Source organism: Deltaproteobacteria bacterium (genome assembly GCA_016874775.1).
Classification (GTDB): Bacteria; Desulfobacterota; Binatia; order Bin18; family Bin18; genus VGTJ01.
Window position 1 is genome coordinate 1 of sequence record VGTJ01000090.1, and the last position, 24,294, is coordinate 24,294.

The 24,294-nt window shown below is 54.0% G+C and carries 24 protein-coding genes, 2 tRNA genes and 1 pseudogene; 9 read left to right on the forward strand and 18 right to left on the reverse strand.

The genetic code is table 11. From position 1 onward, the window contains the following. Nucleotides 1–332: 332 nt before the first annotated feature. The 4 genes from FJ147_15750 to FJ147_15765 all read right to left on the reverse strand — a co-directional run bounded on the left by FJ147_15750 (nt 333) and on the right by FJ147_15765 (nt 4,668). On the reverse strand, nt 333–1,676 hold the full coding sequence (locus FJ147_15750; GenBank protein ID MBM4257337.1) for an MFS transporter: 1,344 nt from the start codon (nt 1,674–1,676) through the stop codon (nt 333–335). A gap of 172 nt (nt 1,677–1,848) precedes the next feature. Then, on the reverse strand, nt 1,849–2,304 hold the full coding sequence (locus FJ147_15755) for a hypothetical protein (protein MBM4257338.1): 456 nt from the start codon (nt 2,302–2,304) through the stop codon (nt 1,849–1,851). An 11-nt stretch (nt 2,305–2,315) separates the two neighbouring features. After that, nucleotides 2,316–2,672 (reverse strand): hypothetical protein, encoded by a 357-nt coding sequence (locus tag FJ147_15760; GenBank protein MBM4257339.1) that lies wholly within the window; start codon nt 2,670–2,672, stop codon nt 2,316–2,318. Between the two features lie 247 nt (nt 2,673–2,919). Next, nucleotides 2,920–4,668 (reverse strand): amidohydrolase family protein, encoded by a 1,749-nt coding sequence (locus tag FJ147_15765; protein MBM4257340.1) that lies wholly within the window; start codon nt 4,666–4,668, stop codon nt 2,920–2,922. 160 nt (nt 4,669–4,828) lie between these two features. Between FJ147_15765 and FJ147_15770 the strand changes: the two genes are divergently transcribed. Together FJ147_15770 and FJ147_15775 are read left to right on the forward strand one after the other, a co-directional pair. Beyond that, on the forward strand, nt 4,829–4,957 hold the full coding sequence (locus FJ147_15770) for a hypothetical protein (protein ID MBM4257341.1): 129 nt from the start codon (nt 4,829–4,831) through the stop codon (nt 4,955–4,957). A gap of 243 nt (nt 4,958–5,200) precedes the next feature. Further along, on the forward strand, nt 5,201–5,659 hold the full coding sequence (locus tag FJ147_15775; GenBank protein MBM4257342.1) for a ferritin: 459 nt from the start codon (nt 5,201–5,203) through the stop codon (nt 5,657–5,659). On the opposite strand, the gene FJ147_15780 is transcribed toward FJ147_15775, so the two are convergent. The 6 genes and pseudogenes from FJ147_15780 to FJ147_15805 all read right to left on the reverse strand — a co-directional run bounded on the left by FJ147_15780 (nt 5,637) and on the right by FJ147_15805 (nt 9,859). Continuing rightward, on the reverse strand, nt 5,637–5,924 hold the full coding sequence (locus FJ147_15780; GenBank protein ID MBM4257343.1) for a hypothetical protein: 288 nt from the start codon (nt 5,922–5,924) through the stop codon (nt 5,637–5,639). The two genes, FJ147_15775 and FJ147_15780, sit on opposite strands and share 23 nt — an antisense overlap. Before the next feature lie 17 nt (nt 5,925–5,941). Next, nucleotides 5,942–6,967 (reverse strand): FAD:protein FMN transferase, encoded by a 1,026-nt coding sequence (locus tag FJ147_15785; GenBank protein MBM4257344.1) that lies wholly within the window; start codon nt 6,965–6,967, stop codon nt 5,942–5,944. Nucleotides 6,968–7,049: 82 nt separating this feature from the next. Beyond that, nucleotides 7,050–7,493, reverse strand: a pseudogene (locus FJ147_15790) (hypothetical protein). Between the two features lie 48 nt (nt 7,494–7,541). Then, nucleotides 7,542–8,129, reverse strand: a complete 588-nt coding sequence (locus tag FJ147_15795; GenBank protein ID MBM4257345.1) for an FMN-binding protein — start codon at nt 8,127–8,129, stop codon at nt 7,542–7,544. Then, nucleotides 8,107–9,510 (reverse strand): hypothetical protein, encoded by a 1,404-nt coding sequence (locus tag FJ147_15800; GenBank protein MBM4257346.1) that lies wholly within the window; start codon nt 9,508–9,510, stop codon nt 8,107–8,109. Before FJ147_15800 ends, FJ147_15795 begins: the two co-directional genes overlap by 23 nt. A 97-nt stretch (nt 9,511–9,607) precedes the next feature. Next, nucleotides 9,608–9,859: a hypothetical protein gene (locus tag FJ147_15805; GenBank protein MBM4257347.1), complete on the reverse strand. Its 252-nt coding sequence runs from the start codon at nt 9,857–9,859 to the stop codon at nt 9,608–9,610. A gap of 302 nt (nt 9,860–10,161) precedes the next feature. Here FJ147_15805 and FJ147_15810 point away from each other — a divergent pair, with 302 nt between their 5' ends. Beyond that, a complete protein-coding gene (locus FJ147_15810) occupies nt 10,162–11,037 on the forward strand; it encodes a hypothetical protein (GenBank protein ID MBM4257348.1) in 876 nt (291 codons plus the stop codon). A 194-nt stretch (nt 11,038–11,231) separates the two neighbouring features. On the opposite strand, the gene FJ147_15815 is transcribed toward FJ147_15810, so the two are convergent. Continuing rightward, nucleotides 11,232–11,657, reverse strand: coding sequence for a hypothetical protein (locus FJ147_15815; protein MBM4257349.1), 426 nt, complete (start codon nt 11,655–11,657; stop codon nt 11,232–11,234). A gap of 184 nt (nt 11,658–11,841) precedes the next feature. On the opposite strand from FJ147_15815, the gene FJ147_15820 reads away from it, so the two are divergent. Next, nucleotides 11,842–11,930, forward strand: a tRNA-Ser gene (locus FJ147_15820). A 6-nt stretch (nt 11,931–11,936) separates the two neighbouring features. On the opposite strand, the gene FJ147_15825 is transcribed toward FJ147_15820, so the two are convergent. Together FJ147_15825 and FJ147_15830 are read right to left on the reverse strand one after the other, a co-directional pair. Continuing rightward, complete coding sequence (locus FJ147_15825; GenBank protein MBM4257350.1) at nt 11,937–13,010, reverse strand: matrixin family metalloprotease; 1,074 nt, start codon at nt 13,008–13,010, stop codon at nt 11,937–11,939. A 24-nt stretch (nt 13,011–13,034) separates the two neighbouring features. Further along, nucleotides 13,035–13,613, reverse strand: a complete 579-nt coding sequence (locus tag FJ147_15830; protein MBM4257351.1) for a hypothetical protein — start codon at nt 13,611–13,613, stop codon at nt 13,035–13,037. A gap of 269 nt (nt 13,614–13,882) precedes the next feature. Between FJ147_15830 and FJ147_15835 the strand changes: the two genes are divergently transcribed. Next, on the forward strand, nt 13,883–15,160 hold the full coding sequence (locus FJ147_15835; GenBank protein MBM4257352.1) for an MFS transporter: 1,278 nt from the start codon (nt 13,883–13,885) through the stop codon (nt 15,158–15,160). On the opposite strand, the gene FJ147_15840 is transcribed toward FJ147_15835, so the two are convergent. Next, entirely contained in the window at nt 15,091–15,450 is a 360-nt protein-coding gene (locus FJ147_15840) for a nucleotidyltransferase domain-containing protein (GenBank protein ID MBM4257353.1), read from the reverse strand. The two genes, FJ147_15835 and FJ147_15840, sit on opposite strands and share 70 nt — an antisense overlap. Continuing rightward, nucleotides 15,447–15,875, reverse strand: coding sequence for a nucleotidyltransferase (locus tag FJ147_15845; GenBank protein ID MBM4257354.1), 429 nt, complete (start codon nt 15,873–15,875; stop codon nt 15,447–15,449). The genes FJ147_15840 and FJ147_15845 overlap by 4 nt, the downstream gene beginning before the upstream one ends. A 307-nt stretch (nt 15,876–16,182) precedes the next feature. Between FJ147_15845 and FJ147_15850 the strand changes: the two genes are divergently transcribed. The 3 genes from FJ147_15850 to FJ147_15860 all read left to right on the forward strand — a co-directional run bounded on the left by FJ147_15850 (nt 16,183) and on the right by FJ147_15860 (nt 19,558). Next, nucleotides 16,183–16,256 (forward strand) — tRNA-Arg (locus FJ147_15850). Nucleotides 16,257–16,355: 99 nt separating this feature from the next. Beyond that, nucleotides 16,356–17,510 (forward strand): hypothetical protein, encoded by a 1,155-nt coding sequence (locus FJ147_15855; protein ID MBM4257355.1) that lies wholly within the window; start codon nt 16,356–16,358, stop codon nt 17,508–17,510. Beyond that, on the forward strand, nt 17,507–19,558 hold the full coding sequence (locus tag FJ147_15860; protein MBM4257356.1) for an NACHT domain-containing protein: 2,052 nt from the start codon (nt 17,507–17,509) through the stop codon (nt 19,556–19,558). The genes FJ147_15855 and FJ147_15860 overlap by 4 nt, the downstream gene beginning before the upstream one ends. A gap of 721 nt (nt 19,559–20,279) precedes the next feature. On the opposite strand, the gene FJ147_15865 is transcribed toward FJ147_15860, so the two are convergent. The 3 genes from FJ147_15865 to FJ147_15875 form a co-directional block, all read right to left on the reverse strand. Continuing rightward, nucleotides 20,280–21,077, reverse strand: a complete 798-nt coding sequence (locus FJ147_15865; protein MBM4257357.1) for an alpha/beta hydrolase — start codon at nt 21,075–21,077, stop codon at nt 20,280–20,282. Nucleotides 21,078–21,240: 163 nt separating this feature from the next. After that, on the reverse strand, nt 21,241–22,488 hold the full coding sequence (locus tag FJ147_15870) for an LLM class flavin-dependent oxidoreductase (protein MBM4257358.1): 1,248 nt from the start codon (nt 22,486–22,488) through the stop codon (nt 21,241–21,243). 212 nt (nt 22,489–22,700) lie between these two features. Continuing rightward, a complete protein-coding gene (locus tag FJ147_15875; GenBank protein ID MBM4257359.1) occupies nt 22,701–23,300 on the reverse strand; it encodes a hypothetical protein in 600 nt (199 codons plus the stop codon). 123 nt (nt 23,301–23,423) lie between these two features. Between FJ147_15875 and FJ147_15880 the strand changes: the two genes are divergently transcribed. Beyond that, complete coding sequence (locus FJ147_15880; protein ID MBM4257360.1) at nt 23,424–24,092, forward strand: hypothetical protein; 669 nt, start codon at nt 23,424–23,426, stop codon at nt 24,090–24,092. Nucleotides 24,093–24,294: the final 202 nt, after the last annotated feature.

The window sequence follows — 24,294 nt, forward strand, 5'->3', positions numbered from 1 at the left end:
CCCGCAAAGGCCCAGCTGCCGCCATCACGGCGACCGCGCATAAGCTCGCTCGGATTGTGTATCATGTCCTTAAACATCGCACTCCGTATCAACCGCAGAGCTGGGAAGCCTATGATGAACACCTGCGTCAACGCACCCTTCGCCACCTCAAACGGACCGCCGCCCGGTTGGGGTTCACGCTCCTCCCCCAGCCCGTCTCGGCCTGAGAGTGTGTTTCTGAGCAGCGATAGCGAAGAACCCTTCGACAGGCTCAGGACAGGTCTCTCTGAGGGACCCTTCACTTCGTTCAGGGTGACAGATCCGGTGTGTCGTTCTTATACCATTTGCCTGAGTCATTTCTGTCCTGCAATGACCGCAGATGCAAGTGGCTGCGCGGCGTCTTGTTCTTCCAAATCAATCGCGCGTTCAGGGTGAACTCCGAGCCAACAAAAGATACCCAGAATTGCTAATGCCGCGGCAACATACAGCGCTGTCTCCCAGCCATAGCGTTCTGCGATATACGGCGTGAGGGTAGGGGAGAGGGTGCCACCAATATTGCCACCCATGTTCATGAAGCCGGAGACGGTGCCCGCATACTTGCTGGCGAGGTCCATCGTTGTTGCCCAAAAAGCGGCCGTGCTGAGGAACAGCGATCCTGACCCTAACGAGAGAAAAAGAATGGCCATGTATGGGTCGGCGGTTGATGCTCCGAGATAGATAAAACCCGCAGTGAGTACCAAGGCGCCACACCCGACACCACATCGACCGATACGTTTTCCATAGCGTTGACTGAGGAAATCAGAGAGCCAACCACCAATCGGTGAAGTTATCGCTCCAGCGAGAAACGGTGCAGTGCTGTACCAACCACCCTTCAGAACAGAGAATCCCCGCACGTCGGTGAGGTACAAGTAAAACCAGGAAAAATAGATGTACATGATGTAACCAAGAGTGAAATAGGCAGCGGTAAGGAACCACAAATCCGCGCGTCCGAGTAACGCGCGCCACGGTATTGGCCCGGCTGGTTGGGCTTTGCTTGGTGCAGCTGGCGCATTCTTGGTAATACGCTGGAGCTCGGTGGCATTCACCCACGAATGCTCTGCCGGTCGATCAGTGATGAACCAATAGACAAACAGTGCAAGCAGAATACCCGCAGCACCGGCAATATAGAACGCGGCTCGCCAACCCCAGGTGACCATGATCCACACAATCAGTGGCGGTGTAAGCGCGGCACCGAGCGCGCTGCCACTAGTGGCAAGGCCCATCGCTAAGCCTCGTTCTTCAGGCGCGACCCAGTTGGCAACGAGACGATTGTAGTTTGGTGGTCCAGCAGCTTCACCGATACCAATCAATGCACGCACGATCATGAATGAACCGACGATACCAAACAGTGAGGTGAGAAAGAAATCGCCAGCAATCGCCGTTACCGCAGTAAACGCCGACCACCAACAGATTGCGGCGGCTAACACGGGGCGTGGACCGAAACGATCACCTAGCCATCCGCCAGGAATTTGTAGTAGCGCATAGCCCAAGACAAAGGCACTGAAGATCGAGCCCATTTGCACGTTGGTCAGCCCGTATTCGGGCATGATGTATTTGCCAGCGATGGAGATGTTCACCCGGTCGATGAACATCAACACGCCCATGCAAAAGACGACAGCAACAATGATCCACCGAGTAGACGTCGGTTGTTCGGACATAGGATAGGCCCCTTTTGTTCCCTCACTTTCTCTGCCCTCTACCACAGAGACCTAGGGTTTGACAAACACGGTCGAGGGATGGAGGGGCAAGAGCGGTGGGAGTCCCGCTGAAGCGCGGCGAAATCGAAGAGAGTACCTGAGTGTTGTTGCAGAAGCTGAAGTGACGCCGGTGCTAGGAGGAGACTTTGACCAGTGTGGCCAATTGAGCCAGTTCTCCCCAGGCTGCGAGAAATTCGTCGCGTGGAATAGCCGTGGGTGCCGTCGTGAGAGCTGGATCATGGACTAACACAGTCTGTTCTTCAACTCCTACCACGACCAGCGCATGCAGACACTTTTCCTGCCAGTAATGCAACGGAGTCGTAGAGACGAAGACGATAGCTGGAATGTTTTCCTGTAACCATTGCGCCAGATCATCAAGCGAGGCACTGATCACTTCAACGTGACACGCAGAAACATGCTGAGTAAGGAGAAGAACGTTTAGTACCGACGTGCCTACTGGCTGAGTTTCCAACCAACGGCACAGTTCTTCTTCCCCTAAGGCGACACCCTGAAATGCTAGTACCATTCGCACAGTAGCAGGGACACAGGAGTTGCACCCCTGCGGGTTCGTTTGTGGTAGATGCGGAATCTATAGCACGGTTACGCAGCAGGAGTAGCGGCTAGTAGAAGGGCATTGGCAATCTGCTTGAGAACTCGGCAGCGTTCGCCAACTTCCAAGACCTCTCCAGTCTGCGCATCAATCACTAACTCTCCGATCTTGGTCTGGCGTCCGTCCCGCGGTGGGGAGAGCCATACGGGAACAAGCCAGCAGGTTCGCTGCCCAACTTGCAAGATAGGTTCATCCACAGAGAAGCTCTGTCCGCAATGAAGCGCAAGGCTCACGTTAGCCTTCTGTTTGGCGACGTAGGCAGAAATGTTCAAGCGGGTATGGATTTTAATGTCCACTTCTACATCCGTACCGGTCGGGACTCCGGTGCCACTCAAATTGACCGCCATAGCAACGTTCTCCCCTTTCGTTATGCACCGTTCACCCTAGCCGCCTCAGGAGGAGAGAGCAAGAAGTGGAGTATGAAGAAAGGCTGCAGGTCGAAACCCTTGTGAGGATGTTTCGTCTTTCTCTCCGGCCTGCAGCCTTGAGATTTCTGCTTCTTCCTTGTTGCCTCTTCGCCGCTTTCCTTTTTCCCCCAGCCCAAGGTGAAGCTAGGGAAAGGGGTATTGTTCTCAAGAATGAGATAGCGTGCAGTTACGCTGCCATCTCCGAACTGCGCAGCATCTTGCCCGGCAATTTGCCGCTGCACGTGCCGTGCTCGAAGGTAACCTGACCATTGACGATAATGTGGCTATAGCCGTTCGCCTTCTGTACGCGCCGCCAGTCGCCATCCGGCAGGTCTTGGATGGTTTCCATCGGCTTCACTGCCAGTTTGTTGAGATCGTACACGACGATGTCCGCTGGCATGCCTTCACGCAACCAGCCGCGATCGCGAATACCAATCGCCCAGCCGACCATGGTCGATAAGCGCCAGTGGGCTTCTTCGAGGCTCATGATCTGTTTGTCGCGTACCCAGTGGGCCAGGAAATGGGTCGGGTAACGACCAAGGGTGAGGAACTTGGTGTGTGCCCCACCATCGGACGAGCCAACCAGCGTGAGTGGATGTTTGAGAATCGCGGTGAGCGCTTCGTCATTGTTGTTGATGAAGTCCTGCATCGCGAATTCGGCTTTGAGATCTTCTTCGACCGCGATATCAAGCAGTGTATCGATCGGATGCTTGTTTTGCGCTTTGGCAATCTCGGCAATCGTGCGACCTTTGAGGTCCTTATTCTTTGCCAGGTGCACATCATCGACAAACGTCGTGTCCCAACGGAACATGCGAATCGCACCTTGCTCAGAGTCGGGGCTGGTGCCCGGCATGACCGTCGGTGCTTTTTCCATATCACGCTTCATGGCTGGACGACGCGCGGGATCAGCTAACTTGGCTTTGCGTTCAGCCAACGAACCGATGGTTGCTTCATTCCACGCTGGCAGTTGATCAAACAAACCGATAGTTTCCATTGTGAATTCGAATTCGATCGGTGTGCAGATATTGACCGCCAATACTGGCGCTTCGCGGTAGGCCTTCTCCATCCACGCTAGTTGTTCTTTCCAGGTATTGGGCGAGGTTGGATCATAGATCACCGCATTCCAGTTCACTGGGCGACCACTGACTTTGGCCAACTCAAGCAGGAAGTCCATGCCCAAGCCTTGCAGCGCATGCCCCATGGTCCACTCGATCGAACCACGATTGAACTCGCGCATCACTTTCGCCATTTCTAAGAATTCTTCGCGTGGGGCGACGTGGGTTGGCAGATAGCCACCATCATAATCACGATTGGCCATACTAAAGGACGCCGAGAAGCCGAAGCCACCAGCCTGAAGTCCTTCGCGCAAGATGTTTTTCATCTGCTCGACTTGTTCAGGCTTGGTTTTGTAGTTTGGGTCACGGGCGGCTTCATTGCCCAACACGTATGCGCGTAGTGGCGAGTATGGGACTAACGAGGCAGCATTCACGCCCAGCCCGCCTCGGTCGAGACTATCGAGATACTCAGGAAACGTTACCCAATCCCAGCGCATGCCAGCCTGCATACAGGAGAGTGGGATCGACTCCGTGCGTTCCATACGACGCATGGCGCGTTCACGATCCTCTGGCTTCACCGGCGCAAAACCAAACCCGCAGTTACCAATGGCGACGGTAGTGACACCATGCCACCCAGACAGCGACGCATACGGGTCCCATTTGGTACCGCCACTCAGCGCCGCATCGTAGTGGGTGTGGATATCGATAAAGCCCGGCGCGACGACTTGCCCGGTGGCATCAATCTCGCGCGTGGCGCTGCCTTGGACATTGCCCATGGCGACAATCTTGCCGTTGCGAATCCCTATGTCCCCTCGGAACGCGGGCATGCGCAGACCGTCAACGATCGTGCCGTTTTTAATGATGAGATCATAATCCGCCATGAGACCCCTCCTTTTGCTCTAGCGAGCAGGTTAGCGATTAATACAACACGCTTAGGCCCATCAGGTCAGACGCTGAATGATATTCCCCCACTAGCACAGTGGTCTGGTCATTTACAATGGAAGGAAAAAGGGGCTGCGCACAGCACCTCTCGACACCGTTTTGATTGAGACCATGTTCCTTGATGGCCGTGCATCCTCACTGGAAGAGCAGGCCACGCTACCGATTCTCAATCTGATTGAGGTCAGGCACCCACCAGTCCGGAAGAAGCGAGGCGGCCATCACTGGTGACATCAAATATCACATGAAGTGATTTATTAAAATAACTCAGTGGAAAGGCAAGAACGCGTGTATGGCAAACGGTAATGTTGGGTGGATCTGTACTCACGTGTGGCTGCGAAATTGAAAATGAGAATGATTTTCAGTTTCAATTTATTCAATAAAATCAAATACTTAACTTGACTCCGATCGTGCCGATGACTATGGTTCAAGAACGGCAGCGGTGAATGCGTTCACCAGAAAGGATGTCACGTTATGGATACGAAAGCGCTCATTACCGCCTTAAATAAAGTCATTGCCTTTGAGCACACCGCCACCCTTCAATACAAGCAAAATGCGTTATTAGTGAATGGACTCTGGCGCAAAGTCTACGCAGATTTTTTTGCCGCTCAGGCCAAAAGCTCGATGGACCATGCGGCGAAGTTCGGTCAGAAAGTTGTCGTACTGGGTGGAGTGCCGACCGTCGAAGTCGGTACGGTTCACCAATCGACTGATCTCGAAGAAATGCTGCGTCTCGCCCTTGATTTAGAGAAGTCTACGATGAAGGCCTATCTCGATGCCCATGCACTCACCGAAGGCGATATCGCGCTCCGGACGATGCTAGAAGGGCAGATTGAATCTGAGCAGCACGACATCGAAGAACTGGAAATGTATCTTGGTACGATCAAGACCCAAGGGGTGGAACGCGAAGTTAGCATTCGCCGGGTGAAATAGCCGGGAGCGGAATAATTTTCCCTGGCTTCTGCTGTCGCTGTTCTTGCCATAAGTGTCGAGTGGTACGCAATGCATGCAGCAACGCTTCGGCTTCATCGACTGAAAGCCGAAGCGGTTGTTGCGGATACCATCCCAGCCCCTCGGCCCACGAGAGATGTCGCAACGTTACACAAGGCGCCCCCTCGGGACTTTGCTCAACTGCGAGTTCAAGAAGTGAGTCGGTGTCCTGATTGTTGGGAATGGTCGTGAGAATAGCTTTCGACATATACCCTCCTGCACAGTTCAAAGCAGCACGAACTGCGTCGCCGTTTGCCAACCTTTCGTCATCCAATGGTGTCCGTCCGTATCCAATAACAATCCTTCGACGTTCGGTGTTTCGTGTAACAAGGCGATGCCTTGTTTTTCACCGAGTACGAGCAGCGCTTTACTAAGGGCTTCCGCTTGTGTCGCTGTTGGTGCGAGAACACAGGCTTGCAGATTGCGTTGCAGCGGCTGGCCACTCCGGGGGTCAATAATATGGCCATACGATTGGCCATTGATGACGAAAGGCTGCCCCATGGTGCCGGAAATCGACAAGGCTTGATCTCGCAGAGTGACAACGCCGGCGGGTTCACCGTTCGGTCGCTGTACGATAAGACGCCACCCTGGAGCATCCGTAGGGGTGCCCAACGCCCAGATACTGCTCTGACCAAAATTCAACAACGCATTCTGCTGGTGGAGGACCTCTTTGAGCTTATCGATGGCGTAGCCTTTGCCGATTCCACCGAGATCAAGGCGCATACCGGTCCGTTGGAGTGCAGCATGCCCATCTTTTGAGAGAGAGAGGAAGCGCGCGCCGGTGCGTCCCCGTGCCTGTCGGAGCGCATCTTTGCTGGGGAACGTATTTGTGTCAGTCGCCTGGCGCCAGGCTGTGACGATCGGTCCGACCGTGACATCAAAGGTGCCGCGGGTCTGTTGCCAATAGCGCAACGATAAGGTGAGGAGTTCATGCACGGCTGGGGGAACTGCCATCGGACCCTGTCCCGCGCGCGCATTCAATTGACTCACGGTACTGGTAGGGGAGAACGTCGTTAACTGTGCTTCCAGGTTACTGACCTGAGCGAAGAGAGCGTCGAACTGCGCCGCGGCTTGCTGACCATGACAAAGAGTGATTTCCAGCACCGTGCCCATGACGTAGCGACCATCGCTTCTGCAGGAGGCATTGGCGTAGGAACGCTGCGCAGTGAGACAGGCGAGGCTCATCATCCCGAGGGAGATGCGCCAGAGCCACTTCCTCTGAGGGGCGCGATATTTATGCCAGTGGGTCATCGGGATAACTCGGTGAGGACCCTGATGAAACTTGTGCACGGTAATTCTTTTGTGAACCGACAAAGACCGCCCACAGGCTACAGACCATGAGGACCGCAAGGCTGATCTCCAGCGCGAGAAATCCTACGATCTTCAGATAGGCAAACAACGGATGAACAAAGCGCACGAGCCAGCCGCTGCCTTCATCGACCAGGGCCGAGAAAAAGGGGATGATGATGAACCACGGCTTGCGTTCGACCGGTAACGGAACGAAGAGCATGAGATGCGTGAGCGTCAGCAGCAGCATGCCCATAGCGAAAAAATGAAAATGCGAGATCTCGAGCATTCCCTGATAACTGCGTGGCTGCATGAACTTCTCTTCAGAGCCGAGGTAATACTCAGTGACAGACGTGTACGTGAGGCTCATCTTTTGGAAATAGAGCAGGGCATTCGTGAGCCACAGGGCTCCAACATAAATAATGAAAAGGACAATGATGAGTTGCAGGAGACCGTTCTTCGACCACTCGCCAGTGACGACAAAACGCATGACAGGATATTCGCCTTCCTGAGACTACGGAAATGTGACGTTGTCGGCTTACTGCTTGGCCGCTTCGGCGACTTGCTGGTGCCCCTCTCGGACAACGACTTGAAAGAGCGACAGGACTTTTCGTACGCCATTGGTAATCGCCCGCGAGCTCAGCGTCGCGCCGACAATACCGTGAATATCCTGGCGTACCTGTAATGTCGGAGTGAGGGCTTTTTGATCAAACTGCTGCAGCCACCGAGTCGATGGCGTATATTCTTCTGGTTCATAGAACGCCAGAACGAATAACTTCTGCACCGTGCCGGTGGGGGACACAACGATCAAGAACGTCTCCGGTAACGTCCGAACAACGTTGGTTTCGATAAACGCATAGCCCAACACCTGGCCAGCTTTTCGTCCGACATAGATCGTCGCCAGCTTCGAATCGACTGGTGCTGAGGCGAGCGTTGAGACATGGTGGACTTGATCGTCAGTGAGAAAGACTGTCTTTGTCTCAACGTGTTCTGCCTCAGGAAAGGCGAGGGCTAAGGCCTCTTGTTTAGAATAGAAAGCCTTGGCTGCTGCAATTGTGGGCAGGGCCCAGGTGACGAGCACACTGAGCCCGACGATTACGAGATTAAAATGCCAAGCCGATGCCAAAGTTTACCTCATGAGGGCGCACGCCTTTTACTGCCGAGAAGCGGCGGTAATCGACTTTCAGCACCACGTTAGGATGGGGTTTATAGGACAGACCAGAGGTCCACAGCCGTTGTGCGGCATTGCCGTTGCGACTGAATCCAGCAGGAACGTTATCTTGCGTGTTGTAGTATTCAAACCGAACAAACGGGGCGAGATAGTGATCGGTGTTGGCGTACAAGTGCGGAAGAATATCGTACGCGACCTCAGCATACGTACCTAACATCGTGTTAGCGATAGTGTCGTTCGTGCCGACGTCCTTGGTTTTCCGCAGGGCGGAAGTCAAAGCACGGGCGTCTCCGAGGTGGGCCATGGTGAACAGACCGCGTAGCTCAAGTCCATATGCACGGTACTGCCCATGCACTTCCCACAAGGCAAGGTGGCTATCGGGAATACGGGTGCCGCTGACATCCTGATTATTGCCCTGATCGCCGAGGTAAAACGAACCGCCGAGTAAGAGGCTAGTGATCGGTGTGTAGTCGAGACGACCAGTGATCGAAATGTCTTCCGCCAGGGCACGATTGCCTTTCTGACGGCCACCGCGTAACCCAGCTACCGAAAATCCTCGCGCATTGAGACCATTCACTGCATAGAGCCGGTACTGTAACGATTCACCAATCTTACCGAACAACCCGACACCATTCTCCCGCCATGTGGAAGGAATAATGCGCGTCTCGACCTCTGGCCGAAACACGCCATGAAAGGTGTTGGGCTCGTGCATTTCATTGAGGAACCCCATCGGTATGAGCAGCATGCCGGCACGGACATTGGCATATTCAGAGAGCAAGAAATCGAGATAGGCAAATTCGACCGACACCTCACCGCTCCCGCTGGTCTTGGTCGTTGAAGTTGACCCATGCTCAAGCTCAATTTCGGAATTGAACAAGATCCAATCGTTGAATTTGTACCCGATGTAGGTAACCAAGCGGAGGAAATCCGCATTGTCGCGATTGGCTCGGGTTTTGTCGGAGACAAACTTGCTGTAAAAGCCTTCCACGTAGCCACCAATGGAAAGGCCGCGCCGGGTACCATAAATCTTCGAAGCGGCAGGACCGAGACCGTATGCGCTTTTATACGCCGTGTCTTCTGGCACGGTCAGATTCGTTTTCAGCTTTTCAAACTCTTCGGCCAGGATACTGGTTTTGCGTTCGCTCTCAATTTTCTGTTTCTGCGTTCGCTCCTCTTCTTGTTTGCGTTCTTGCCGGAGCGACTGCAGCTCTTTCTGCATTTCCGTGACTTGTCGCTCCAATTCTTGAATGCGACGTTCATCGACTGCGTGAGAAAGCCGCGGACCGCTCAGAACGGCAATAAGGATGGCAACGGTTGTGACCAGCGATCGTTTCATACCCTCTCTCCTTTCAAGTGAGAATCTTGATGGTGAGGGCTCTGGGTGGCTGGACCGCTGGCCTCTAATGCTTTTCTTGCGAAACGCCCGTGAACCGTCATGACGCTGTTTCCTCTTGTGGGACCTGCTGCCATTGGACTGAGATTCCATGCCATGTTGTCGGGTCGCCCCAAGGAATAACGAGGGCCCGTTTACAGCGTCGACACTTCAACTCCACACCTTCGGGTCGTAGCCGGGCGAGCAGGTTGCCGCACAGACAGCGACTATCGCGTGATGCGTGAGGGCGGTGATTTGAAGCGCAACTGTTCATTAGCTGAAATTGAAAATCATTTTCAATTTCATTTGTCAAGGGTCCTCCCTCTAGCAGAATTTCAGCGCAGCGAGGGGCGGGATCGCCTAACCGTCGGAAAGGTTTACAGTGCACTGGCGTGGACGAGATAACAGAAAGTTAATTTTCTCTTGCCCGTGCAGCTCGGACGGTTCTTTGTGCTATTGTTGCTGCGGGCGCTGGTGAGGCTCCTCACCGCAGAGCGTAGGAAAACTTAACGGTCGCCGCGGAACATCAGGGTTCGTTTTTGTTGTATTTTTTCCAAGTGAAGAACGCTTCGGCGCTGCGAACCGTAGGGAACCTTTACGATCAGGAAACGCCGCATGGAGCAGGAGAAACGCTTGCGCGACAGAAAGCTGAGTGTTTGCAGGAGGTTCTGGTCACTCGTACGACGATGCGCACGGCTGAGCGGCGTTGGTATTGGCTTTGCTTTTATTCTCACTATGGGTGACTTATATTTCCAACCAACGGCGAAAGCGGCAAATGTTTCCCTGGGCAACACGAACCTCAACACTAAAAGTGATTTTTCTTCCGTCTTCCGTAAACTCCACGCTCGACACTGGCTCCAGGCACTGTTGGTGGTGCTCGTGCTGATGAGCGCTGCCTCTGTTCATGCCTATACCTACTACTACACTGGGGTAAGTGAAACGGCTAAGGTCGCCTACGCCTCCCAGGCGCGCCTCCGTATGGATGCACATCCGAAATGTTTGAGAGGCAAATGTCATGCGATCGCCTGGACGGTCTTATGGGACCCAGGCAAGGGCCGCAGCAATCAATATGTGGAAGCTGGGATTGGGTATTCGCCACGGGCATGTCCGACGAATACACCAGTAAAGTTGTGGTGGGCCTCCCCGCAAAAACCCAGTGGTGTGAACGTCGGTTGCGTGCGTAAGGGGACCGAAGTGGTCGTGACGGTGCAGCGTGAAGATGGGCATGAAGGCGTACTCGCAACCTGGGAATGGAATGACAAACGGATCTCGCAGTGGGTTGAAACGCCAGGCTGGACAGAAGGGCCAGGCATCCATCCCACCAAAATTGAGATCTATTCGCATTACGATAGCGTGACCCCCGGCCCCGTCTCACTCTCTGTGTCTGATGTGTTGATGTTCGAACAAGATACCAAAGCGTTTCTGCACCAGACCGCTCCCTACTACGCAGTTCCTGGGAGCAGCCTGACCTCATTCGCAGTGAACTACTAATCTCAATCGGACCCGAGAACATGCGTACACTGTATCTCCAGACACTTCGGCTCTGTCATTCTGATCGTAGCGAAGAATCTCTCTGTGAGACCCTGCGTTGCACTCAGGGTGACACTCCTGTCGTCCCAACCTTCTGTGGCCTGATTTAGGCGTCACTCAAGGGGAGGGGCGACCAGTCGGTCGCCCCTTTGAACTCAACTCACTCCATCCACAGCATCGACATCCGCCTGACCACTGATGCGCCGACGAACATGTGACCAGCTCATCCCTGTCGCGAGAATGAGTGCGACAATGACGAGGCTCACGTAGGTAATTGCCCGCGGACTGTCCGCAGCAATCCATCCCCAACTGGTGAGTAACCATACCAGTGAAGCACACAACGCCACGACTAACACCAAGCCGAGCAAGCCAAGCGAGCGCAGGGTAGCTCGGAGATAAATGACCCAGCCAATCAGTAACAGGACACCGACAACTGTCTGCTCCGGGCCAAAGAGCGAAAAGTCCGTCAGCGCCCAATGATAATAGGAATATCCCTCGGGGTTGTATGTTGCGCCGACCAATAAGAGTGCGAAGAGTAGACGCCAGAGAAAACTGCGTCCGGTAAAGCCTCGTTCTGCCATTCCTTCCCCTTTCTCCATCCCTTCAGTGGATGACGGATGTCAGGGAAGGTGTCAAGCAAGGAGCGAAGGCGCGTTGCCCTTGCCTCTTCAGTTGATGAACAGTAAAGTGAGCAACAGGAGCCCTTGGCAAAAGGTGAGACCCCTGCTAACCAGAAAATCTGTTTCTTGCCTATAGAGGCATCGTGGAGAGGTGGCCGAGTGGTCGAAGGCGCTCGCCTGCTAAGCGAGTGTACGGATAAAACCGTACCGCGGGTTCAAATCCCGCCCTCTCCGCTCTTTTTATTGCACGCCACTAATCACAAAGTTCTGTAGCTTTTCTTCCCATCGTAACGTGACGTTGCGTCCATTGAACTGGACAGTATAGGCACCGCCTGCACCGGTGACAAAAGGGACTCCGAAGCTTGCGACAGTGACCGTTGCCCGACCAAACTCGACACCGTCGGCAAGCGCAACCATCTGATGAGTGCCGGGACCAAGGTCATTCCAATTGACAAGCACGCCAAAGCCGTTGTCATCGTCTCCGCACGTTGTTCGAGTGTCCCCACGTGGAGTGCCATACGCCGCTGGAATAGAGATGTTGCCATTGATGAGTACCGTGACCTGGGTTGCTGCACATACCCAACCAGAGATGGTACTGATCCCACTGACTGCGCTGTTTGGCTGTGGATTCTCCAACCTGCCTTGGACCGTGGTGCCGGCGGCTGGATAAATGGTGCGGACTCCGGCGAGATCATCGGGCTGGGTTGTATCGATATTGCTGACCCGCCGGTTCATAATTGCTGTCACGGTCTGTCCAACATCATCAGGATGGTCAAGACCAAGAATGTGGCCGAGTTCGTGTATCGCGACACGATGAAAGTCATATTCGATCGCTCCGGATGCATTGGTTCGTAGTGGGCCATCATAGGTGACCCAGGTGCGTTTGCCGTCAAAGACGGTATCGGCATCGACGAATGCGCCAGTCGAGGGGTTGAGCAGAAAGTATGTGACAGCCAGTGAGCTGCCAAAGCCAGGCCCGTTCGGGCCACATAAGGTTGGACGAAACGCGATCGTACGATGCCCATCGGTGTCACACGGGTCGGCGTCAACAGTCGGCGATTGAATGCGGAAACGAAAAGTTGCGTCTGGGACGTGCCAGCGGTTCGCCGCGTCAATAACGGCATCGGTCCAGCACGGACCCCAGAACGTCAGGGGTGTGTCTGGACAGCCGACGCGCAGGTTGATGGTAGCTTCGCTTTCCGGCCAGATCGCCAACACGCCGCGACTCACTTCGCGCGCAAACGCGAAGCTGTCTGCGCAGGTGACGAGCAGGTTGAGCAAACCGGCCAGTACAACAAAAGAAAAAGTTCGCATAATGAGGGTCTCGCTGGCAGGCGGTCAGTGGCTTGAAGACGAGAGCGTCTGTTGAATCGTTTGCAGCAGGGCCGATAACGACAATGGCGGTTGGGTAACGGTAGCAGGCGAGCGTTTCACCAACTTCCCACCCTCGATGCCAATGATCGGCACGCGAAAGTTGTCACTGACAGTTTCGATCTTGCGTTGCGGGTCGTCCATCACGCGCAGGACCCCTTGCCAGATGCCGACCAGGGGGCAAAAGTCGCGCCGATTACCGGCACAGAACACCACGGCTTTCTCGCCTACAACAAATTGTGGCACTCCAGGGATGGTCATGACCAAACCATTCGGCATTTTGCCGCCGAGGAATTCTAACGTGAAGCTATTGCCAGGCGACCCTTTCACAACGGTGAGATTAGAAAAGGTGACCAAGGTAAACGGCGCCCTTTTCTCAGCGTCCCAGTGCTCGCGGATGTCGGTTACGGTCCCGACGGCAATGACTTCGGCCTGGGTGATGAGATCGGTAAAAGAGACTTCAATGACACTGGTTGCCCGTGCCGTGCTTGCGGACAGAGAGCAGATCGTTAGAAAAAGAACTTGCAGTGTTGCTAGTGTTTTCAACGTACGGCTCCTTTGTGTCACCATTTAGTGTCTATCCGAATGACCACCAGGCTGTGACAGTATCATTCTGAGCGAAGCGAAGAATCTCTCTTGTAACGGTGAGGAGGGATGTTTCGCTGCGCTCAACATGACATGCTGACAATCATGGTTCGGCCAAGCTCTTAGCCATTGTATCGTATTTGTGAGCGGCGCCAAAGATTAGGCAGGACAAATTTCCTTCGCACGTCCCCCTCATAGCCGACGAGGCAAAGCTATGGTAACGCGATGCGATGCAAAACGAGACGTTGCGGCCAGCCGCAGTGCCGCGCACCAAGCAAATTGCTGCGGCAGTGATTGGTAATGCGTTGGAGTGGTATGACTTTGTTGTCTATGGCTTTCTCACGGTCATTATCTCGCGGCTCTTCTTTCCGGCAGAGAGCGAGTATGCATCACTGTTACTGACCACCGCAACCTTTGGGGTCGGGTTTTTCATGCGCCCAGTCGGCGGCATTCTGCTTGGCATGTATGCAGATCGCAAGGGCCGTAAAGCCGCGCTGCAACTCATCATCGGCCTGATGACAGTCTCGATGGCGATTATCGCTTTTGCGCCACCGTACTCCGCGATCGGCATCGCTGCGCCGCTGCTCATGGTGCTGGCGCGGTTACTGCAAGGACTTGCTACGGGTGGTGAGTTTGCTAGTGCGACCTCGTTCTTAGTTGAAGCTGCACCAGCTCATCAACGCGGGTTCTATGGCTCGTTACAGATGGTGGGGCAAAGTTTAGCGGCACTTGGGGGCGCGTTGTCGGGTGTATTGGTAACCCGTGGGTTTACCCCAGAACAACTCGACTCCTGGGGTTGGCGTCTTCCGTTCATATTCGGCTTGTTGATTGGACCGGTGGGGTTGTACATTCGCCGTCATCTCGAAGAGACCGACGCTTTTCTTGAAGCGCGGAGTAAACGGCAAACGCAAGCCGTCGGTGCACTCATCAGCGATCATCTGCACAGCATCCTTGTCACCTTTGGCCTCACAATTTGTGGTACGATTTCCTATTACGTGATTCTGGTCTACATGCCGACCTTTGCCAATAAGCAATTGAATATCCCATTGAACGAAGCGTTCATTGCCCAAGTGATTGGTCTCATCTGCATGACCATTGTGATTCCGCTCTGTGGCGCGCTGTCTGACCGTATTGGCCGCAAGCCAGTGTTAATCGCCGCACCGATTGCGTATTTGCTGTTGCTCTATCCGTTCTTTACCTGGATTCACGCCAACCCGAGCTTCCTTCATCTTGCGCTGATGCAGAGCGTGTTGTGCTGCGTGGCAGGCGCTTTTTCCGGGCCGATTTCAACGGCAGTAGCTGAGCAATTTCCTGTCGCGGTGCGTTCGACCGGACTTGCTGTCGCGTACAACATGGCAGTGATGTTGTTTGGCGGGTTTGCGCAATTTATCGTGACGTGGCTGGTGGAGACAACCGGCTCACCGATTGCGCCGGCGTACTACGTAATGTTCGGTGCGGTGATTGGCTTAGTCGCTGCGGTATCTTTACCTGAAACATTGCGACGATAAAGCGTAATTCCGACGCGATCGATGTGTTCCCGCAAGAGGCCATACGTAATACGGTCGTACGCTTTCACATCGAACCGATAGGGAAGGGGCAGTTCTTCCAGTTCATCAGCCACGGCTTCGGCCTCAAGATCGTCAGTAACTCCAACGAGGGTAAGATCGATGTCTGACTCTGGTCGATGCGTTCCCTTTGCGCGCGAGCCATAGAGTACGGCTTCGCTGACTGTTGGAAATCGACGTAATACGTCACAGATAAGATTGATCTCGTGTGGGGTAAGGCCGATGTCTTTCATGTCTCTATTTTCTTGAGCAAGAAAAACTCATGGAGGCGATCAAAAGCAGCGAAGTAGCGCGCCGCTACGGTGCGGAGGACAGATTCGAAGACCGCACTATCATACGTATGCGAGAGGAGATTACGGTGGAGCATCATATCGATCCACACCTGCGCATCATCGAGGAACTTCGCGGCAAAAGCCTCTTTAATCACATTGCGAGGGGTGACTGGGTCCACGATTACCCCACTTTCCTCCAGGTAATCCTTCAACGTTCTCCATGCCAACTCGAACGCAACTTCGAAACGTTGAATAGCTCCCTCTTTTTCTAATTGCGAGAGAGAATCGACCCCGCGATCGCAGACCTCACGTAACAAGACAAAGGCACGGTCAAAGTTGTCGAACCGTTGCTGCCAACGGATATCAGGATTTGCACCCGCACTCATCTTGCTATCCATCATTGACCGTATGGCGAAAAAGTCAAATCGTTTAATGAGCGTGGTTTTCAGTTCACTGTACCCGAGTCGTTACGTTCACTTGTTCTCGCTATGCTTGGTCTTCCCTCTCCCTGGCAGGGAGAGGGCTAGGGTGAGGGTCGAAAGCTAGGAATTAGGGTAAATACAATTGCACGTTGCTTTAGGTGGTTGCCACCTCCCTTCCAGGTATGCTACACACAACCTCTCGCTGAGCGACTTTCTCACATGGTGCACGCATGAAGTTGCTCACCGCCGACCCGCCTCAGCATTTCCTTATGCGCCGTTAGCTCAGTTGGATAGAGCGGCAGGCTACGAACCTGTAGGTCAGGAGTTCGAATCTCTTACGGCGCACTTCATTCTCACCGATTTTCTGTCGGTTCTTTCTCTTGCCTCTTTCCCTCTTTTCATGGTCTTGTGTAGAGAACTGGCCGTTATGTGAAAGGAAGACCGATGGGGGAAGAGGTCAAGATTCTTCGTGTGGCGGTTGCATCTCCGAGTGATGTGAAACCAGAACGTGATGTGTTGAAAGATGTCATCGAGGATATCAACAGTAACACTGCCAAAGATCGTCGCTTACGACTGGAGGTGTCGCGTTGGGAAGACGATGCCTACGCTGGATTTCATGTCGATGGTCCTCAGGGATTGATCGATGCCATCCTACGTATCCCAGAGTGTGACATTTTTGTTGGTGTCTTCTGGAAGCGCTTTGGTACGCCAACCAAAGACGGAACGACCGGCTCAGAACATGAATTCAATCTGGCGCTCGAGACCTGGCAGAAGACTCAACGTCCTCACATCATGGTGTACTTCAATCAGAAAGCGGCGACCCCAAAAACACCTGAGGAGGCTGATCAATGGAAACAGGTGCTCCAGTTCCAGCAACAGTTTCCTAAAGAGGGCCTATGGTGGCCGTACAAAGGGAAAGCGCAGTTTGAGAAGCTGGTTCGTAGGCACCTGACAAATTGGTTGCGCCAGCAATACGCTATGCCTATTCCTGAGTCAAAAACTCATACCAAGAAGGAGGAACTTCTATTACCCACCGTTTCTCTTCCTGCCGCTTTAGAAGACGGCTTGCGTAGGTCATACCTAACCTGGCTGATGAAACAGGTCCGTGCTGTGCCGCTGTCTGGTGTGGATCGCAAGAGTATCGACGAGAAAGACCGGCGTGATCTTGATCTTGCTGCTGTCTACACCGCGCTAATGACGCAGCGTCCAGAAGCAACGGAAGAGCGGATGCTGCGTCCTGAGCATGAGCAGCGGCGACTCTCAGCACTGGCAGTGCTGAATACTGAAGTGCGTTTAGCGCTGCTCGGTGATCCTGGCACTGGCAAGAGCACTTTCGTCAATTTCCTTACTCTTTGCATGGCAGGAGAACTACTGCACGAGCAGGACGCCAATCTCAAAGTTTTGCGTACTCCATTGCCAGAAGAAGAGGACCGATTTGGTGAAAAGAAAAAGCCGCAGCCCCAGCCGTGGAAGCATGGAGCGTTGCTGCCGTTGCGTGTCATCTTACGTGAGTTTGTGGCGCGAGGCTTGAACAGTACCGCTGCACAGGCATCAGAGAATGGTGATCCATTGTTGAATTTCATGGTGATCCATTGTTGAATTTCGTGGTGAGGGAACTGCCAGAAGAACTACGAGTGATTGCCGGACCGCTGCGCACGGAACTGTTAACCAAGGGTGGATTACTCCTACTTGACGGATTAGATGAAGTACCAGAAGCGGATACACGACGCATCCAAGTTAAAGCAGTGGTGGAGCAGTTTGCCGCGACGTTTCCGAAGGTGCGTATCCTGGTGACGAGTCGTACCTATGCCTATCAAAAGCAGAATTGGAAGCTCGACGGCTTTCGTGAGGCCGTGCTCGCGCCGTTTAGTCAAGCGCAGATCGAACGCTTTGTACAGCGCTGGTACGCCTTTGTGGGGCAGGCGAGGAAACTTGCGGAAGATGAGGCCAAAGGGCGGGCGGTGCAACTCAATAGCGCTATTATGAGAAACCCGCGTCTCTTAGAGTTAGCCGAGCGTCCATTGCTGCTGACCTTGATGGCTTCTTTACATGCCTGGCGTGGAGGGACGCTGCCAGAGCAACGCGAAGAGCTCTATGCCGATGCCGTCGAATTGTTGCTTGACCAATGGGAGAGTCAGAAGTTCAAACGTTTGCCGGATGGCACCGATGAGGTCGCAGAGCCCAGCCTGGTTGAATGGTTGCGCGTTGATCACAAGAAGATACGTCAATTGCTTAATCGGCTTGCCTTCGCTGCGCATCAGAACCAACCGACGCTGGTTGGCACGGCAGATATTGCGCAAGCGCCATTAGTAGATGGGCTACTACAGCTTAACCCAACACTGGATGCGAACCCTGGACAGTTAATCGCATATCTTCGCGACCGCGCTGGCATTCTCGAACCGCGTGGTGTTGGTGTGTATGCCTTTCCTCACCGTACCTTTCAGGAATATCTGGCAGCGTGTCATCTGACTGAGCAAGAGGAGTTTCCCGATAACGTTGCGGACCTCTTGCGAGCCGAGCCGAATCGCTGGCGCGAGGCGACATTATTAGCCGGTGCAAAAGCAATGCGTGGGGTACCTGCCAACGTCTGGACGCTAGCGGATGCCCTGTGCAACGATGAGCCACTGGCGCAAAAAACTGCCAACGAGAGCGGGTACTGGGGTGCCCTGTTAGCTGCGCAGGTCCTCATCGAAAATAACAGTCTTGAGCGGGTGAGCGAACGCAATAACAAAGTGGTCGCACGTATTCGTCGGTGGCTGACAGGTATCCTCACGCACGGTGCTCTGTCGCCGGTTGATCGTGCGCTCGCTGGTGATGCACTGGCAGTGATTGGTGATCCACGCTTTCGCACTGATACGTATTACCTGCCGGACGAGCCGTTGTTGGGATTCGTCGAGATCCCAGCAGGACCGTTTGTGATGGGAAGTGATCGAGCGAAAGACGACTATTCTGAGGAGCGAGAACGACCTCAACATGAAGTGACCTTACCGCGCTATTACCTGGCTAGATATCCAGTGACCGTAGCGCAATTCGCGGCGTTTATTGAAGCAAGTGGCTATAAACGGCAAGCAGGCGACCGCTGGCAAGGCGTAGCGAACCATCCGGTTGTGTATGTGACGTGGCATGATGCGCTTGCCTACTGTCGGTGGCTGACGGAGCGATTGCACAATGGGGAAGGTATTCCAGCCGCCGTCCGTGAACGTGCCCGTCGTGAAGGGTGGGAAGTGACGTTGCCGAGCGAAGCGGAGTGGGAGAAAGCAGCGCGGGGAAATGATGGGCGTACATATCCGTGGGAAGATGGCTGGAAAGACGACCATGCGAACACGAGGGAAGCAGGGATTGGCAGGCCGAGTGCTGTGGGCAGTTTTCCGTTAGGAAAGAGCTTTTATGGGTGCTTGGATATGGCCGGAAATGTGTGGGAGTGGACGCGGAGTATTTATGCTGAGTATCCATACCCAGATGACCCAAAAGGGAGGGAGAAACGAGAAAATCTCAACGCACGAGATAGGGAAACCCGTGTGCTGCGGGGCGGCTCGTTCTTCGCCAATCAGAGGCTCGCGCGTGGTGCCTGTCGCGCCAACTACAACCCAGCCGACGCCATCGTCAACCTCGGCATGCGAGTTGTGGTGCTCCCCAAAAAACTCTGAACTCTGAACCCTCTGCACTCTGAAACTCTGAAAAATTAAAATGCCTGCGAAGCAGGCATGGTGGGCAAAAGTTGAAACGGGAGAGCAAAGCGCAAACAAAAGGGTAGGGGCGTGGGGCAGCCCTTATTGTCTTGCCTCCAGTAACTCTATCTGTAACGTGCATCCTAGTACCGTGTCTCGCAAGTTCATGAGCGGTGAAATCGTAGGGCGCGTACCACGCGCCAGTCGGTTGGCGCGCTTCGCACGCCCTACAACTGCTCACGAAGTTATGAGACACGGTACTAGCCCTCTCCCTTCGAGGGCAATGGCGTTAAGTTAGCAGCTCTCTGATTCCTTCTCCCTCAGGGAGAGGGCTAGGGCTCATAAGGGTAGGTTTTTTATCCAAGCCTCAATTGGCGCGGATTTCCCGTCGTGAGGAGCCGCGTGTTCGTTATGCCCGCGCAGGCGGGCATCCAGGAGCTTCACCCCTGAACGATTGCGTATTCTCCCTGGATTCCCGCATTCGCGGGCATGACGTCTCGTCTTTTCTCAGCGTAAAAGCCTACCCCTAAAAGGAGGGCTAGGGTGAGGGGATGAAATACAAAGCTGCTGGCTTTTCGATCCCCTCATCCTGTCCTTCTCCTGGTGGGAGAAGGAACCCACATCCGCAAGGTCGTGGCTTAACTTAACACCATTGCCCTGGCAGGGAGAGGGGATTTTCTGCACGAGCGTCAACGGTTGTTTACGCCTTGATAAAATCACGGATCGCAGTCGAAACTTTACTGAGCTGCTCAAGCTGTGGCACGTGCGCGGCTTGGTCGAACATCTCAACACGTGAGCCGGCGATGCGATTGGCAAACTCTTGGGCGTAGACTGGCGGAACGAGCTTGTCGCCTTTGCCCCACACAATGAGTGTTGGCGATTTGATGCGGTGAATGCGTTTCTTGAGTCCTTTGTCCGGAATTGGCCAAACGAACTTTCCAGTACACGCTAACGACCATGTGGTACGAATCATCGCGTCCTGTTGCGCTTGTTCGTCTTCGGGCAATGCCAGCATTTGCTTGGCAATCGGTCCATTCGGATCATAGAAGGCCATCTTGGCGACTTCTTCCATTGGATAGATCATCCAGTTTTTCACCGGCGTATCATCACGCCACAAACCGATTGGGCACAACAATACGAGCTTGCCGACTCGACGTGGATAGGAGGCGGCAATTTCCGCGGCGACCATGCCGCCAAACGAATGACCAATCACTGCTGGTGAATCTAACTTGAGCTGGTCGAACAACTCGTCGTAGAACAACACCAGATCCCACAGATTATCCAACGGCTTGATGCCATCAGGATCACCCCAGGTGGTGCCAGGATGCTCGGGGGCATAGACCGTGAAGTTCTTGGCTAATTCATCAAGAAACGGGTCCCACGTGAGCCCATAGGCGCCGTGCAGAAACACGACCGGTGGCCCGCTGCCAGCGACTTGGATTTTTGGTTTGATTTTGTTTTCCCACACACTGACTGTGCGTTCTTGTACTGCTGCCATTCATTGTCTCCTTGATCGATAAGCAGTCAGCTATCAGCTCTTAGCAGTCAGCCAGACAAAGAAACCCGGAAATTTCTGTGAGTTTTGCTATGAAACAGAGCCTCCGGGTTGAGTCTTTTCTGTTTTTGCTGAAAGCTGACCGCCGAAAGCTGATAGCGTATCTTTATAGCGCTGCCAGTGGCACTTGCCGTTTACCACGCAAGCTTTCTGGCCACCATTTGTTCTCCCACTTGTCATCCCACATGTCATGCAGATGCGGCATCACCTCTCTGGTGAAGAGATCAATGTTCTTCAAGGTGAGTTCATGTGGCATCGAACCGATGTGGAGCAGCACCATCAGATTGCCGACGCGCAGGTCTTGCACGGCTTTCTTGAGGAGGTCGCGTACCGTCGATGGACTTCCTGACAACACTAACTGTTTGTCTATGAAGTCTTTGAACTTATAGTTCGGGATCGCTTGCAGTTGGTCGAACGTGCTCTTCAACAGTCCTTTGCGGATACTGTTCTCTAAGCTGCGATAATCCTGGTGTCCCGGCGGGAAGAAGTATTCGACAGGAATATGCAAGGACTTACTGTAGAAGTAGCGAATATGCTCTTCGTAGAGTTTCTCGGCGAGCGCATCGGTTTCGGCAACCGCGACGAGCTGCAGAAATCCAGCACGGTACGGATTCGGTTCAATGCCTTTCTGGGCGATGAACTGCCAGAAACCATCCATAACGCCACGACCAACCACCGGGCCATAGTAGCTGAGGAAGCAATAGCAATGGTTATGTTGCGCGGCGAATTCCCAGGTGCTGAGGCTACCGAGGCCAGGCACCCACACTGGTGGATGCGGTTTCTGAATCGGACGTGGCCAGACATTAACCATTGGTAACTGGTAGTATTTGCCGTTCCAGGCAAAGATATCTGGTGCGGTCCACGCTTTGAGAATCAAATCATGCGCTTCGTAATAACGTTCGCGTTGTTCGATTGGGGTGATACCCGCACACAGCGTGGCGTCCATCGCCGTGCCGAGTGGCATGCCGGCGACCAGCCGCCCACCACTGATGGTATCGATCATGCCATACTCTTCTGCGACACGCGTTGGCGGGTTCGTCGTCGGTAGCGTCGCGCCCATTTGCACGACGGCGACGTCCATTCCGTTGGTCGCCCGAGCGAGAACCGAACCCATAAGATTAGGATTGGGCATGAAGCCATAGGCATTTTGATGATGTTCGTTGACGCAGATACCATCCATGCCACATTTGGCGGCGTAGATCAGTTCGTCGAGCGTCCAGTTGTAATACTGTCCGACTTTCTTTGCGTCACCAAGTTCGTTCCACGGTGGATCGACCCACACGGAGTGATACCGTTGCTCGAAGTCCGCCGGGAGATCCCGATACGGCATCAAGTGGAACATTGAGATCTTCATAGCTAGCCTCCCTTTCGCATGGGGAACTGTAGGTTCCTATTGCTGACAGGGGGCTACGATACCGCAAGTTGTCTGGTTTGGGGAGGGGCCTAAACTCTCCTAAATCGAACCACGCGAGCTTGGCACACTTCGGGTTGTCACCGGAGAGACTGTGGCGTGTGCCATGCGCACGGGAATTCACGCAGAGGAGCGCATCGTACGCACAGCGCACGCTACCCCAACTGTACGAATGTTCTGTGGTCCGATTGAGGCCGGAGAGGTTTTCGCTGTTGCTCTTTCTGTTTCCGGAAGGCTTCGTCCCGTTTCTCAAAGAGCCATCCGACGGTCCACACCATTGCCCCGAGGATCACGGCAGGAATAGATAAAAATAACAGCCAGCGGTTAAACACTAATGATGCAGGAGTCGTCGGATTGGCAATCAGGTCTGCAGCCCACGAGGCCGAAAGATACAGCCCGCCCAGTGCGCCGAGCAGCGCTGCGACAATCGAACTCCGCTGTCGCCAAGAAAGCACCACCATGGTGAAAAGCGTTGCCCCGGCAATTGTGCATAAGACAAAAACGAGCAAAGCTATGGCGAGGTCTAGGAGGTCTATCTGGGGTGTTACACCGCCAGACCTCGGCCCAAATCCGAGAGCAAATTGCGGGACAATGATCATCATGAGCGATGTCATAGCAATGATACCGCCCAAGCGTGACAAAGTTGGCCTATATTGCCATTTGAGGCGACCGTACATATCGTGCTTTGCGCTTTCTGATCTTCCTACAGAGATCGGCGACGAACGCGAGAACCATAACGAGCTCTCAACCTTCATGTTGCCGGGCGGTTCCTGAGCAGTACCCGAGTAACAAAGGTACCGAATACAGCACTTGCAATTGCATACCGACAAGACAATCATGCCACCGAACACGGGCCATTACAAAAGGAGGGACGCACTATGGCGACGAGTCCACTATCACAACTCATCAAGGTCCATGAGCGGGAATGGCAGGAGATGCAACCTGGTGTCCGTATGAAACAGCTCTGGGCCGATGAAGCGACCAAACGTCGGGCTCTGATCAGTAAGGTCGAACCGGGAGCGCAATTGCCGTTGCATAAGCATATTGGCGACGAGTTCGTCTATGTGATTGAAGGGACGCTGTCGGATGAGTCTGGCACAGTGACCCCTGGCAACATGGGCTATCGACCCGACGGCTGCGCACATACGGTATCAACCAAGACCGGTGCAACAGTGCTTGCCGTCATTACCGGTGGCATCGAACCTATTCAGTCCCGCGGCAGCGCTCCGGGGTCGCAAATTTTCATGCTCAGTGATATCGCTTGGGAAGAAGCGCGGCCTGGAATCAAGCAAAAGCTGGTTTGGGAAGATACCGTTGGGAAACGTCGGGTGACACTCGGGCGCTTTGAACCAGGCGCATTACTGCCATTACATCGCCATAACGGTGACGAGCTGATCTTTCTGATCGAGGGATCAAACGCGGACGAAGCGGGAGAGGTGGCAACTGGGAACCTGAGCTACCGACCGAATGGTTGCACACATACAGTGACCAGTAAAAACGGTGCCACGGCGTTGGCATTTTTGTGGGGCGGAGCGGAGATGCTGTAAAAAGCTGAAGATAAAACTCAATCGGACTCGAGAACATTCGTACATTTTGTGCCGCAGCCTATCGTGCGTGTCATTCTGAGTCCTCCACAGCGCGCGGCGCGGAGCGTGGAGGCAGAAACGAGACAGTGCTATGCTTGGCGGCACGGCCCCGACAAGCTAAGACCGGCGTTGCCAATGGTGCTGCAGGAGCCCATTTCTGAGT